Here is a 12,823-nt window from a genome sequence, read left to right on the forward strand (position 1 = left end):
CTCCTCATGAGCGGTGCGGCTGCTCGGTGTCCTGCTGTGCCAGGGTAAACTCTTGAACCAGCGAGTTGAGTTCGGCGGACATGTTGATCATGTCCTGACTGATCTCGGTAATGCTGCGTACCGACTGAGCGTTGCGTGCGCTGGCCGTGTCGATATCGCGCAGCGCGATCACCACCTGATTGCTGGCCGTTTTCTGCTGCTGGGTGGAAAGCGATATCTGTTGCGCTGCGCTGCTGGTCTGGCTTGCCGCCTTGAGCACGGCGTCCAGGTCCTGGGCGGTACTGACGCTGACGTCAACGCCTTGCTCAATGGAGGAGGCGCCTTTTTCTGATGCCACTACCAGGCGATTGATGGCGTTCTGGATCTCTTCGGTATGGCCTTCGATCTCTTGAGTTGAGTCGGTAACGCTATCGGCCAGACGGCGGATTTCGCTGGCCACCACGGAAAACCGGCGGCCGGATTCACCCGCGCTCGAGGCCTCAAGAGCAGCGTTGAAGGCGATCAGCTTGGTCTGTGCGGCCAGGGTATTGATCAGCTCCATGACCTTGTTGATCTGCTTGGACTTGGCGCCCAGGGCGACGATTTCCGCAAGGCTCTGTTCGCTGTCGCTACGGATATCCTGCATCTTGGCTTGCAGAAGCTGCATGGCGGTGCTGCCTTTACGGCTGCGCTCGAGGGTCTGGTTGGCCACGTCCACCACCGACTGCGAGTGATCGGCAATCTGGGTCGAGGAGGTGGAGAGCTCTTCCATGGTCGAGGTGATTTCCGCCACCGACGAGGCCATTTCCTCTACCGCGGCGGCCATGGTCTGATTGGCTTCGTGGCTGATATCGCCGCCGTGAACGCCGGAAAGCCCTGCCGTCTGTGCTAGCTGGTCGGCGACTCGGGTCAGCGCCTGAGCGTTATTGGAAACCGCCAGAATCGCCCGTGACAGACGCTCCAGTAGCGCGTTGGTCTGATGGGCAAGATCACCCAGCTCCGCGCGGTCATCGGTTTCCACCCGGCGGGTAAGGTCCAGGCTATGAGTAATACTTTGCAGCTGATGTTGAAAGTGGATGAGGGGGCGAATCAGTCGCCCGGTGAGTGGATAGAGCAGCACCAGGCCAATCAGCAGAATTAAAAGGCCGAACCCCGTCGAAGTGGCAAACCGCTCCCGCGACAGGTTCAGGTACTCTTCCCTGTCGACTTCCACCATCAAATAGCGCTTAAGCTCCGGCAGCCAGAGCGTACTGACCAGAAAGACATCGTTCCCGCGCAGCGCTTCATTCACGCGTGGCGTGCTGGCGTCCTGAGAAAGTGCCTGTAGCGTTTGGCTGCTTAGTGTCTTGAGATCGTTGCCACCGCCGCGAAGCAGTGGCTCGCCCTGCGCGTTCAAGAGCGTCGCCCGGCCGGTCTGGCCCAGGCGAAAGTTTTCAATCTGGGTGGCCAGGCGGGAGAGATCCAGCCCCGCACCGGCTACCAGCAGCGGGCGGCCGTTGGCGGCATTTGCGGCACTGCGAAAATTCAGGAAGACAAAGGATTCCTGGGTGGAAAACGAATCGTGATCGAGGTTGAGCTCGTAATCCGCCCCGCTATCCGTGAACTGGTAATACCAGTCGTCGGCGCCGCCGGGCATCTCGAGTGGGCGCTGTAACAGCTCGCCCTCGCGGTACTGAAAGTAGTAACCCACACCTTGATACTGCGCGGCCATGAACAGCAGCTCGGTATCCAGCTGGTCCATCATGCGGGCGAGGTAGGCTTCCACGTCTGGGCGGCTCTCCTCGGGAAATCCGTCGCGCGCCCACTGCTCTATAAAGTAGCTGTTGGCCAGACTGTTAGAGAGCGCCAGGGCAGGGCTCAGGTCGAGATTGATACGTCTGGCGAGTCCTTCTACCTGGGCGGGCAGCTCTTCATTGAGAAGTATGTTCAAACGGGCCTGGCTGAACGAGCGTGCCTGCAGGTAGAGGGCAAGCAGCATGGCCAGGGCCAGCACCGTTCCGAAAGAGATAAAAAGCCTTAACCGTAAGGGCAAGGATTTCCAGCGCGAGGTCATTATCAAGGTTGCTCCCGGTTGACCTGTACCCGTCAAGGCAGACAAGGCCGCAGTTTACCGCCAGGCGGTGAGAGGTGGCGGTCTATGGTAAGTGATTTCACCGATTTTTATGAGTGCTGTCCAGTTTTTGTCCTGGCACCTTTTCAGGGGGTTGGTGCCTTCTTTGTACAGGTTTATAACTTAATGTGAGTTAATTATAAATAGTCTTCTTGTTTTATATTTTTATTTTCCATAACTGTATGAAATAAAATAGAAATTTAATTTAAATTGATTTTATGGCAAGCGTTTATTTTTTTGACAAAAGTGGTACATGGACGTAATCTCAGCGCCAATGGAAATGATGTTCTTGCTAAGGAAATAGCATGCTGCCCCTCACCTCGAATGCATTGTTAAGCGTACTGCGCGATATCGCCTCGCGCCACTGCCCTGCCCATACGGATATGCTGCCGTCGGCGGGCACGCCCGAGCGTAGCGGACTGATCAATGCCGTTCAGCATGTCTTTGACCTGCCGGACGGTACGCTGCTTACCGATGCCTCCATTACGCTGGATGAGTGGGCCAATGCGCTGAGTGAAAACGCCTCGATCAGTCGTCTCAATCTGTTCGATACTGTCTCCACCGGAGCTTTCAGTCATCAGCTTCAGCGCCCGCAGGTACACGAGGCGGGCACCTTGATGCAAGAGGTGAACACGCTCAAGGCGCTGCTGGACACGCCCTCGATGGCCAACCGTACCCTGGTCAGTTGGCTGCCGCTGCAAACCGTGTCCGGCTTCATGCTGGGGGCGCTGCTGCCTCAGGAAGCTGGCTTCAAGACGCGTTCACTGTTTGACCACGCCAACGCGCTCTGGGAGTTGAATGCAGGCGATATGGTGGTGACCAGCAGCGACCGCTGGCGCCAGCTGGCCGAGCGCTTGCCTGCGCTTCCCGCCAATATCACCGCCGTGAGTACCGAGCCGCTGGATGCCCAGACCTGCCAGACGCTGCTGACCAATGGTGTTGCACAGGTGGTCGAGCTTTATGGCACGCCAAGCACCGGCATGCTGGCAGCACGCACATCTCATGAAGCGCCGTTTGAACTGTTGATGCACTGGCACCCCACCGAAAGCGACGATGTACTGCTTCAACTGCCCGCCAACGGAGTGCCTAGAGAGGTACCGCTGGCTGCGCCGCTTCACTGGGTGGGCGGGCGCCACTTCGAGCTTGATCCGCCACCCAAAGCGCCGTTTGCCGGCGCCATGCAGGCGCTGTTTGAACGGCCAGGGCAGTTTGTACCTGACCAAGGCGCCAACGCGGCCTGATACGTTAGGCCGCGCATTAGACGATGGCGTGGGGCACGAAGCAGGAAGAGTCCTTGGTGATTCGCCCCACGTCTTCGCGCACGCCAATACCGCAGGCACGATCACCCACTACCCAACTGCCGATCAGCGCATGGTGCTCGCCGAACCGGGGCATTGGCTGATAAGCCTGGCGAATCCACGGGCTGTCGGTATAGGGGCCGTCTACCGCCTCGCGCTGGCCATCAGGGGTCAAAAGCTCGATATTACTGCCCTCGCGTGAAAAGAACGGCTTGCGCACCCAGCCTGGGGACAGCAGCGCGGGATTTTTCTCTTCGAAGTAGGCCGGCAGCAGATTGGGATGGCCCTTGAAGTGCTCCCAGAGCAGCGGAAGGATCCCCTTGTTGGAAAGGATGGCTTTCCAGGGTGGCTCGAACCAGTGGGTCGCCAACTGCGGAATTTTCTCACCAAAGGCGTCGTCGGCAAGCTCTTCCCAGGGGTAGAGCTTGAACAGCGCCTGAATGGGCTGATGATCCAGGTCGACAAAGGTGTCGCGGCCGTCCTGGTAGCCGATATCCTCCATGAACACGAATGGCGCCGTGAGGCCTGCCTGCACCGCAACATCCTGCAGGTAGTGAACGGTGGCGCGCTCCTCGACATTGTCCTTGATGCAGGAAAAGTGCAGCGTACGATCTCCAAGCCGGTCGCCGATATGCGCCATGGCGTTGATCAGCCGCTCCTGAATGGAGTTATATTGATCCGCGTGGCGCGGGATGATGCCCTGGGCAATCGCCTGCTCGAGCCATACCCACTGAAAGAAGCCCGCCTCGTAAAGCGAGGTAGGGGTGTCGTAGTTGAGTTCGAGCAGCTTGGCGGGACCTTGCCCTGAGTAGGCAAAATCCATGCGCCCGTAAAGGTGCGGCTGACCGGACACCCAGGAGTCGTGGATGGTGTCCCACATGAACTCCGGCAGCGCCAGGCGCTGCATCAGCGCGTTGGAGTGGCAGACTCGGTCGACAAGCTCCATGCACATTTCATGCAGCTCTTCAGTAGGCGCTTCGATATCCCGCTCTACCTGTTCAAGGGTGAACTGGTAGTAGGCGCTCTCTTTCCAGTAGGGCTCGCCGTCGATGGTATGAAAATGAAACCCCAGCTCATGAGCCAGGGTTTTCCAGTGGGGGCGTTCGGCCACATCGATTCTAAGCATTCAGATATCCAGTGCTGATCACGAGCCCCAGCCCCCACGGGCAGAGGAGCGCGAGCCGAAACCGCTTCGCTGGGTGGCCGCCTGACGGTTCTGCATCGCCGAGGAACGCATGGTCTGCTGGCGCTGACTGACGCGCTGGCTGGCCTGGTTGGTGGCCGTATTCCAGTTGCCCTGATTCTGGCGGTTACGATATACCGGCTCCTGGTAGACGCCACGGCTAGCGGCGCCGCTGCTCGAGCGCGACATCATGTTACCCACCATATAGCCCATCATGGCAGGCATGAACCAGCTGCCGCTACTGCTGCCGGTAGCCGCCTGAGCCTGCTCTTCGCTGGGCGCCACGCAGGCGCCTTCGCCATGTTCAGCTTCGCAGGCTTCAAGTGTATTGAAGCGTGGGACTTCCTTGATCGATGCCTCGTAGGCTTCTTCACAGGCGCTCTGGGTGTATACATCGGCTGCCACGCACTCGTCCACGCTTTGGTAGCTGCGCGGGCTATCGAAGCTTACATCGGTGGTCTGTTCCGGCTGGCCGCAGGCGGTCAAGCCGAATGCGCTGGCACCCATCATCGCCAATGACAGGCGGGCGCTGCGCTTGCGACGGGGAAGGTGCGGTGTCTGATCGTTATTTGCCATGGGTACACTCCTTACCACGTCATGGAGGCTGCGTTAATCAGGCCTACCGCAATCGATATGCTACCGACCAGAATACCGTACGCCATATGGCCTTCGGTAATATGCAGTGAAAGGCTTTCCCCCTGGTTCTTCAGCACCATTTTCAATCCGAAGAAGGTGGCCAGCTGCACGCCAAACGCGATGATGCCCCACAGGATGAAATCGATAAAACTCACGGAGTTCGCCATGGCGCTGTAAAGCGGCAGGGTGAAGCCTAGAATCGAGCCCGCATAGGCGGTAGCGGCTGCAGCGTTACCTTCACGAATCAGCGTCCACTCATGGTGGGGCGTAATTCGGCTATAGCAATACATGAACGCAATGAGGAGCACGAGCGCGCCGATCAGGTAGCCCAGAAAGTGGGGGAGGCCTTGTAGATACTGCATGTGTAGGGTCTTCCTTCGTTGAGAATAAACGTTGTCGTTGGTTGAAAGGCGGCCTGGCGACGGTAAGTAAAGCCGTGCCTGAAACGCTGGGTAAAACGTCTGATAGACAGTGTAGATGGCTAATGCCGTTTAAATGGCATCAATGTCCACAGAGGTGACATCCACGCCCAGATTCTGCACCAGCATGAAGCCACCTTCGCCGTCATTTTCGGCATTCAGCAATACATACTCCATCCGTTCGGCGCCTTCTATCTGGCGCTCGTAGAGCATGGCGTGATGGGTAACACTACGCGTCATGACGCTTTCTGTTGTCATCACCTGCTCTTCGAGCAGTACGGGGGGGGACCAGAGGCTTGCCTCATCGCCCCATACGCGCTGGTACTGGCACTCACGTCCCGTGGTGTCGGTGGCTTCCACGGTAATAGTCTGCGCACCCAGCTGACCGGCTTTTTTATCCTCTGCATTGACCAGCGCATCAAACTCGCCATCCGACAGGTGCGTTACGCGATAGAAATCAAACAGCTTGTATTCGATCACGCGCTGGTTTTCGACATTGGCCTGCAGCCAGGTGTCGTTATCCAGATAGAAGCGTACCAGGTGCGATCCCTGACCAAGGTCCACATGGCCGACCGCCGCCACATGATGGTAGGGCTCGCTGGACCAGCCGAACAGGGTGTCGGGAAAGGCGCTCAGCTCGGCAAGCTCGATCTTCACGCGGCCATCCAGGCGCAGCCCTTCGAAATCGTCAGGCGTCATGCCCAGCGGCAGGCCTGCGCTGAAGGTTGCTTTACTCTCGGCTGGCGCAGCTTCATCTGAAGCACCCAACAGATTTTTCAACGTCTTGAACATCAGGTAACTCTCCCAAGAGCAGACTGGAACAGGGCGACAAGCTCGCCATCGCTCAGGCGCTGATCGCCCATGTAGTAGAGGGTGTCGCCTGCAGTCACGGCAAAGTCCGCAGGCGGGTTCAGCAGCTGACGCTCATCGCTTGCCGGACGCCAGACGCCCAGCAGGGTCACGTTGTTATCCGCCTTGGCCCTGGCCATCAGGTCGCCATAGCGCACGCTCTGGTCAGCGGGCAGCGTGGCGGGCAGACAGGCTTGAAACTGGGTAGCGCCCTGGCCGATGGCCAGCAGCTCGTTGACCACCCGACTGATACCCGCATCGGTTGCCGAGCGCACCAGCATTTCAATGGATAGCCCTTGGGTGCATTCGATGCCCGGCAGCGTACGACGCAACATGCTGGCGGTCGAGGGGTTGTCGCAGTGCGCGACCATGTGACAATCCGGTGATTTCTGGTCGTATACCGACAGCGCGATGGTCGCCACGCGCTCATCTACCTTGTCGTAGATGATGATACGGCTGGCGCCCTTGATGCCCGCCCGGTTCAACAGCTCGGCATCTGAAAAGCTGTCACCCTTGACGAACTTGATACTGCCCGGCAGCGGGTTATCGATATCCGCCGCCACGCACAGCACGATATCGTCCGGCAGGTTGGGGTCTGCCTGAAGGATACGAATGATGTTGGCGGTGGGTTCACCGTGCCAACCAATCACTAGCGTGTGGCCGGTAAGGCCTGCGTAGTTCGCATTACCCTGCACCAGCGTTCTCCATGTTGAGCTGATATTGGCCGTGGCCTTGCCGATGAACGCAGCAAACAAGATGATGCCGCCGGGAATGACCCAGAGCGTGGCTGCCCACTGGCCAAGGGGCGTTTGAGGACTGAAATCTCCATAGCCCACAGTGGTGGTCGTGGTCACATAAAAGTACAGCCACAGCCTGAGAGAGCTTGCCACCTCTTCACCGGCATAGGACATGAAACCCCAGGAGAGGGCCGAATGCCCAATGACCACCAAGAATAGAAAGGTCCAGCTGACGCTGATGGTGGAGGCTTGAAGCGCCTTTAAAAGGCGCACAAAAATAGGCACTGCTCGCTCCTTGAGAACAGGCCCGCCGCCTGGGCGGGCGCTATTTTAGTTACGCTTGCGGCGTATTCTTCTTGGCTTTCAAACGGGCCAGTACGTCCTCGGCCTTACGCTCATTAGCGCCGATACCCGCGGCTTTCAGGCGCGCATCCAGAGATGAACCGCTCTCTTCGGCAGCCATCTGCTCAGCGGCCTGCATCTGGGCTGAGTTGAGCTGCTGACGTTCACGGATACGCTCGAGCGACTCCATGGCGCTGCCCATGGCGCTGTTCTGGCCGGAGTGACGCGCTGCAACGGCGGACTGCGCCTTCTGGGCGGATTCGGTCGCCTTGACCACGCTCACCTGCTGCTTGAGCTGGCGCAGCTGGTTTTCAGTATTGCGGATGGCGCCGCGCAGGTTCTCGATGCTGGTATCGTACTCGCTGACGATGTTGCGCTCGGCTTCAAGTTCGCCCTGCATGGTGACCATGCGTTCAGCGACTTCCACGGCAAGCGCTTCTTCGCCCTTGTCCAGCGCCGCTTCAGCGCTCTGCTCGAGTTCGCTGATCTTGCCTTCCAGAGTATCCGCCTTGTTGCTGTTCAACTGACGCTGACCCATCAGGCGTGCCAGTTCGGTCTTGGACTGCTTGAGGTGGTTTTCAGAATCCCGAATTTCCTGGTCCAGAATGCGCAGCGCCTGGGAATCAACGACCGCCTGGCCGGTTTCATTGGCTTTACCGCGTAAGGCCGTCATGATTTTACTTAACATAGAAATGCTCCTGAAAAGCGGATTAAGAAAAGTGTTCCTGAATCAGACCGGCGACTTCCATGGCAGCACTTGCCGTTGCGTGCAGTTCAGCGCAGATGGACGCCAGTTTTGAGTCGCCGAACAGCTGGCCGTAGGCGACGTAAAAATCACGCCCGTCGATGGTGACAATGCCGATGGAGGCCAGCGGTAGCGCGAGGCCCTGACGCAGCAGTACCTCGTTGAGTTCGGTTTGATTGCTGACGCTGTCCACCGCGGCAATCGCGGTCATGGCGATCCACTCATTATCGCTGCGGGACAGCGTCAGGGTCAGGTTGCCATAGTCGTGAAGCTCCCAGATCAAGGTCTGGTTGGCTTCATCCAGGCTTAAATGGGCATCGGGCCACGCAAGCTCGCTGGCCTCTGGCTGTGCGGTGGCCTCGGTGACCAGACGATAAAGCTCGGCGGCGGACAGTGCGCCCGTGTCGTGTGAACTCATCAAAGCAGCAAGCTCCTTATGCAAATGAAGTTTATTTTAGCCCAACGCTAAGTAACCTTCTAGCGAAATACAAGGCATTGCTATCTTAATCAATGGCTTACTTAAAATCAGGGTGGCGATCAATGCCCAGGCATAGCGCTGTACCCGTTACGCTACCACGTTACGTCGAAGGGCGTCGTGATGACGCGTGGTGGCTGCGAGTGAGCCATACTGGCGATAGTGCTTTCAAAAGAGAGTATACGGCGCGTGATGCGCCTGATAGTAAGACCCGGCAGACGGGTATGAGTTCGATTTAACCGCGCGTATCCACGGAGTAACACACATGCAGGAAGCTAAAGATTGCACCCCCGTCTGGGAGCAGACGCTGAGTCATTTTCGCGACGCACTTGCTCATCGCCCCATGCCGGGGTGCGGGGCGGCGGCCAGCGTGACGGCTTCCCTGGGGGTGGCATTGATTCTCAAGGGGCTGCATCTGAGCCAGCAGCATGAGACAAGCGAGGTCAGGCGCGTCCTGATCGACGAAGGCGAGCGTTTGAACGAGCAGCTCAGCCCCCTGGCCGACAAGGATATCGCCGCATTTGAAGAGCTAATGTCGGCCTTTCAGATGCCCCAAGACACCGAGCATAAAAAAGCATCCCGGCACCGCGCAATTCAGCAAGCCGCCGCTACGGCGGTTGACGTACCGCTCGCCACGGCACGGCTCTGCCAGAAGGCCTTGAGCCTGGGCGAGCGGGCGGGTGAGCACAGCGAGAAGCAGTTTGCCAGTGACACTCAGGCCGGCGGCGAGCTGCTTGCTGCCGCGCTGCGCAGCGTACTGCTCAACGTTGAAGCCAATACAGACTTGCTGGGTAGCGAAGCGGAAAAGCGCCGCGTTCAAGAGGCTTACGATGCGCTCAAGGAGCAGGCGGTGGTGTTGCTCACTCGCATATGAGCCGGTTTAACGGGCTGGCTGCTTTTCAAACCTGGGATAGTGAGGCTATAAGGGCATCAATTCTTTATCTATCTGTTACTTTTCATGCTTTCTTTTTTTTGCCCTGCAGTAAAGGCGTATTGCTCAACGTCAGGTATGTATATCAAAGTAGGCGATATATATTTCATGGGTGATTAACAGGGGAAAGTATGGCAAGTATAAAACGCTCCAACGCGCAGCAACTTCGTGACTCCCTGGAAGACGACATCATCAATGGCCGCCGGCTGCCGGGGGAGCGGCTGGACCCGGAAGAGCTGGGGCGTGCGTTCAACGTCTCGCGCACGCCGGTACGTGAAGCGTTCCAGCAGCTGGTGGCCAGCGGCCTGGTCACCGTTTCGCCAAAGAAAGGCACCTTTGTTGCCAAGGTGGGTATCGACCAGTTGATCGAGATGTTCGAGGTCATGGCCGAACTTGAGGGCATGTGCGGGCGGCTGGCGGCCCGGCGCATCAGCGAGCCGGAGCTTTCGGCATTACGTGCCGCTCACGAGCGCTGCGAAGCGGCGGCACTGGCGGGTGATACCGACGAGTACTACTACGAGAACGAAACCTTCCACGACTGTATCTACGCCGCCAGCCACAATACCTTTCTGGCCAGCGAAGCGCGCCAGTTGAAGCAGCGCTTGAAGCCCTACCGGCGGCTGCAACTTCAGGTGCGCCAGCGGATGCACAACTCGCTCAACGAGCATCGGGTCATTGTCGATGCCATTGCCAAGGGCGATGCTGCCCTGGCCCAGCAGGCGCTGTGCGACCACGTGCTGATCCAGGGCGAGCGTTTCAGCGATTTCGTTTCCAGCGTGCGCCGCATGGAGGCCCCGGTGGGTCAGGCAGGCTAGTCATGTCCTTATCGGTGGGGTAATGGTCCTTGCCGACGCGGAGCGCTCGGCGGAAACTCTCCACAATAACGATCAGGAGAGAATGCGTGACGCGCCATATTGTCCTGTTGGCCTACCCGAATTGCCAACTGCTGGATGTCAGCGGCCCATGGCAGGTATTTGCCAGCGCCAATGCATTGAGCCCCGTACCGCTTTACCGCCTGACGCTGGTCGCCGATGCCCCGGGTAGGGTGATGACCAATGGCGGGCTGGCGGTTCATGCCCAGCACGCCTACCACGAATTGCCCGACCTGCCGGCGCTGGATACGTTGCTGGTGGCCGGTGGCAGCGGGGTCATTCAGGCCCGAAATGACGCTGAGCTGTTGAATCTGCTGCGTCAGCTGGCGCCCAGGGTGCGCCGGGTAGGGTCGATCTGCTCCGGGGCGTTTCTGCTCGCCGCCGCCGGGCTGCTGGACGGTCAACGCGTCACCACCCACTGGCGCCACGCACACCAGCTTGCCGAGGAGTATCCGGCGCTCAGCGTCGAGCCCGACGCCCTTTACCTGGAAAGCGGCGGGCGTTACACCAGCGCCGGCGTCACGGCGGGGATCGATCTGGCGCTCTCGCTGGTCGAGGCGGATCACGGCGCGGCGTTGGCCGGGCGCGTGGCGCGGGAGCTGGTGATGTTCCTGCACCGCCCGGGCGGGCAGTCGCAGTTCAGCGAAATACTGCGCGGCCAGCAGCGTGCCGGGCCGCTCAAGCGCTTGGTAGACCGCCTGCATGCAGACCCCGGCGGCGCGCACACGCTGGAGAGCATGGCCGCGCAGATGGCGGTATCCCCGCGCCACCTTACCCGGCTGTTCAGGCGGCATCTGGCCACCACACCCTGTACCTACCTGACCCAGCTGCGCCTGGAGCAGGCGCGCATGGCGCTGCTGGATGAGGTCCAGAGCGTGTCACTCGAGCGCCTCGCCGAGCGTTGGCGCCTGGGCAGCGCCGAGCAGCTGCGCCGCCAGTTTCAGCGTTACTACGGCGTTTCGCCTTCCGTTTACCGTCAGCGGTTTCATACTGCCCGCGCTTGAGCCTTCAAGGAGCTTTTCATGCCATTAACGGTGTCGTTACTCTCGCTGTGTCAGGCGCTGCTGGTCAGCGGCAATATTCTGTTGATTGCCGTCTCGCCGCTGATTGGCGCGTCGCTTTCACCCAGCGCCAGCTGGGCCACCGCGCCGGTAGCCAGCCAGTGGCTGGGGCTGATGTGCGCGACCATTCCCGCCTCGCTGATCATGGGACGACTGGGCCGCAAGCGCGGTTTTGTGCTGGGTAACCTGATTGGCCTGGTGGGCGTGGTCGTTGCCACCCAGGCGCTGATTGGCCAGCGCTTCGGGCTATTTCTGCTGGCGACCTGGCTGATCGGGATCGGCATCGGGTTTGGTCAGCTCTACCGGTTTGCGGCGGTGGAGGCCGCACCCGCTCGGCTGCGGGATCGGGCGATCGGGCTGGTGATGGGCGGCGGCGTGCTGGCCGCGTTCTTCGGCCCCTGGCTTGCCCGGGTCAGCCGGGAGCTTGGCGAGGTGCCGTTTCTGGGCAGCTTTATCGGTTTGGGCGTGCTTTATGCCCTTGCGCTTCTGGTGCTGTGCCTGACCAGGCTGCCGCCGCAGGGCGAGAGCCATGCCGAGGGCGTGCCGCGTCCGCTCGGCGAGATTCTCCGCCAGCCCACCTTCCTTCTGGCCGTCGGCTCGGCGGCGGTCGGGTATGGCGTGATGAACCTGGCGATGACGGCCACGCCCCTGGCCATGGCCGGTGCCGGGCACTCTTTCGATCATGTCTCCATGACCATTCAATGGCACGTGGTAGCCATGTTTCTGCCCTCTTTCTTTACCGGCCACCTGACGGCCCGTGTTGGTGCCAAGCGCATGATTGTGTTGGGCTGTTTGCTGCTGGCGGCGAGTGCCGTCGCCGCGCAGTTCGATGCCGGGCTTGCCGGTTTCAACCTTGCGCTGATTCTGCTGGGGCTGGGCTGGAACTTTACCTTCCTGCCCGCCACTGGTCTTTTGACTCAAAGCTATCGCCCGGCCGACAAGGCGCGTACGCAAGCTGCCAACGAGTTTCTCGTCTTCGGCACGGTGGCTCTCACGGCGCTGCTTGCGGGACCTCTAGTGGGTACACTGGGATGGGCGACGCTCAACGCGCTCTTGATCCCTGTTTCGTTGCTGCCCCTGGTGGGCCTCGCCTGGCACAAGCGTCTTGCCAACCATCGTTCTCCGGCGCATTGAGAGACGTCAGCGTTATCCTGCCTGATGCGGTTGCTAGCTCCCAGAGCCTTCA

13 protein-coding genes are annotated in these 12,823 nt (G+C 59.7%); 5 read left to right on the plus strand and 8 right to left on the minus strand.

Annotated elements, in window-relative coordinates:
* Positions 1 to 4: 4 nt before the first annotated feature.
* Complete coding sequence (locus B0H98_RS11250) at positions 5 to 2,032, minus strand: methyl-accepting chemotaxis protein (RefSeq protein WP_106375157.1); 2,028 nt, start codon at positions 2,030 to 2,032, stop codon at positions 5 to 7.
* Between the two features lie 362 nt (positions 2,033 to 2,394).
* Here B0H98_RS11250 and B0H98_RS11255 point away from each other — a divergent pair, with 362 nt between their 5' ends.
* On the plus strand, positions 2,395 to 3,330 hold the full coding sequence (locus B0H98_RS11255; protein ID WP_106375158.1) for a hypothetical protein: 936 nt from the start codon (positions 2,395 to 2,397) through the stop codon (positions 3,328 to 3,330).
* Between the two features lie 16 nt (positions 3,331 to 3,346).
* Here B0H98_RS11255 and B0H98_RS11260 read toward each other — a convergent pair whose 3' ends face one another.
* The 7 genes from B0H98_RS11260 to B0H98_RS11290 form a co-directional block, all read right to left on the minus strand.
* The gene (locus B0H98_RS11260) at positions 3,347 to 4,513 is read right to left on the minus strand and encodes a glutathionylspermidine synthase family protein (RefSeq protein ID WP_106375159.1); all 1,167 of its coding nucleotides are present in this window, start codon (positions 4,511 to 4,513) and stop codon (positions 3,347 to 3,349) included.
* 18 nt (positions 4,514 to 4,531) lie between these two features.
* Positions 4,532 to 5,146, minus strand: coding sequence for a DUF1190 domain-containing protein (locus tag B0H98_RS11265; RefSeq protein ID WP_106375160.1), 615 nt, complete (start codon positions 5,144 to 5,146; stop codon positions 4,532 to 4,534).
* Positions 5,147 to 5,157: 11 nt separating this feature from the next.
* Entirely contained in the window at positions 5,158 to 5,568 is a 411-nt protein-coding gene (locus tag B0H98_RS11270) for a DUF350 domain-containing protein (protein WP_106375161.1), read from the minus strand.
* A gap of 129 nt (positions 5,569 to 5,697) precedes the next feature.
* The gene (locus B0H98_RS11275; RefSeq protein ID WP_106375162.1) at positions 5,698 to 6,417 is read right to left on the minus strand and encodes a DUF2491 family protein; all 720 of its coding nucleotides are present in this window, start codon (positions 6,415 to 6,417) and stop codon (positions 5,698 to 5,700) included.
* The gene (locus tag B0H98_RS11280) at positions 6,417 to 7,496 is read right to left on the minus strand and encodes an ion channel (protein WP_106375163.1); all 1,080 of its coding nucleotides are present in this window, start codon (positions 7,494 to 7,496) and stop codon (positions 6,417 to 6,419) included. The genes B0H98_RS11275 and B0H98_RS11280 overlap by 1 nt, the downstream gene beginning before the upstream one ends.
* Positions 7,497 to 7,545: 49 nt before the next feature.
* Positions 7,546 to 8,241, minus strand: a complete 696-nt coding sequence (locus B0H98_RS11285) for a PspA/IM30 family protein (RefSeq protein WP_106375164.1) — start codon at positions 8,239 to 8,241, stop codon at positions 7,546 to 7,548.
* 22 nt (positions 8,242 to 8,263) lie between these two features.
* Entirely contained in the window at positions 8,264 to 8,716 is a 453-nt protein-coding gene (locus tag B0H98_RS11290) for a DUF2170 family protein (RefSeq protein ID WP_106375165.1), read from the minus strand.
* A gap of 322 nt (positions 8,717 to 9,038) precedes the next feature.
* Here B0H98_RS11290 and B0H98_RS11295 point away from each other — a divergent pair, with 322 nt between their 5' ends.
* From B0H98_RS11295 to B0H98_RS11310, 4 genes are all read left to right on the plus strand, one after another.
* Positions 9,039 to 9,647, plus strand: a complete 609-nt coding sequence (locus B0H98_RS11295; RefSeq protein WP_106375166.1) for a cyclodeaminase/cyclohydrolase family protein — start codon at positions 9,039 to 9,041, stop codon at positions 9,645 to 9,647.
* 188 nt (positions 9,648 to 9,835) lie between these two features.
* A complete protein-coding gene (locus tag B0H98_RS11300) occupies positions 9,836 to 10,519 on the plus strand; it encodes a GntR family transcriptional regulator (protein WP_208623608.1) in 684 nt (227 codons plus the stop codon).
* An 86-nt stretch (positions 10,520 to 10,605) separates the two neighbouring features.
* Entirely contained in the window at positions 10,606 to 11,580 is a 975-nt protein-coding gene (locus B0H98_RS11305; protein ID WP_106375167.1) for a GlxA family transcriptional regulator, read from the plus strand.
* An 18-nt stretch (positions 11,581 to 11,598) separates the two neighbouring features.
* A complete protein-coding gene (locus B0H98_RS11310; protein ID WP_106375168.1) occupies positions 11,599 to 12,771 on the plus strand; it encodes an MFS transporter in 1,173 nt (390 codons plus the stop codon).
* Positions 12,772 to 12,823: the final 52 nt, after the last annotated feature.

Source organism: Vreelandella songnenensis (assembly GCF_003002925.1).
Lineage (GTDB): Bacteria > Pseudomonadota > Gammaproteobacteria > Pseudomonadales > Halomonadaceae > Vreelandella > Vreelandella songnenensis.

Bases quoted from the DNA above. Each gene is read 5' to 3' on its own strand.
- B0H98_RS11300 (WP_208623608.1), top strand. From the start codon at position 9,836: ATGGCAAGTATAAAACGCTCCAACGCGCAGCAACTTCGTGACTCCCTG.
- B0H98_RS11295 (WP_106375166.1), top strand. From the start codon at position 9,039: ATGCAGGAAGCTAAAGATTGCACCCCCGTCTGGGAGCAGACGCTGAGT.
- B0H98_RS11310 (WP_106375168.1), top strand. From the start codon at position 11,599: ATGCCATTAACGGTGTCGTTACTCTCGCTGTGTCAGGCGCTGCTGGTC.
- B0H98_RS11285 (WP_106375164.1), bottom strand. From the start codon at position 8,241: ATGTTAAGTAAAATCATGACGGCCTTACGCGGTAAAGCCAATGAAACC.
- B0H98_RS11255 (WP_106375158.1), top strand. From the start codon at position 2,395: ATGCTGCCCCTCACCTCGAATGCATTGTTAAGCGTACTGCGCGATATC.
- B0H98_RS11260 (WP_106375159.1), bottom strand. From the start codon at position 4,513: ATGCTTAGAATCGATGTGGCCGAACGCCCCCACTGGAAAACCCTGGCT.
- B0H98_RS11265 (WP_106375160.1), bottom strand. From the start codon at position 5,146: ATGGCAAATAACGATCAGACACCGCACCTTCCCCGTCGCAAGCGCAGC.
- B0H98_RS11270 (WP_106375161.1), bottom strand. From the start codon at position 5,568: ATGCAGTATCTACAAGGCCTCCCCCACTTTCTGGGCTACCTGATCGGC.
- B0H98_RS11290 (WP_106375165.1), bottom strand. From the start codon at position 8,716: ATGAGTTCACACGACACGGGCGCACTGTCCGCCGCCGAGCTTTATCGT.
- B0H98_RS11250 (WP_106375157.1), bottom strand. From the start codon at position 2,032: ATGACCTCGCGCTGGAAATCCTTGCCCTTACGGTTAAGGCTTTTTATC.
- B0H98_RS11275 (WP_106375162.1), bottom strand. From the start codon at position 6,417: ATGTTCAAGACGTTGAAAAATCTGTTGGGTGCTTCAGATGAAGCTGCG.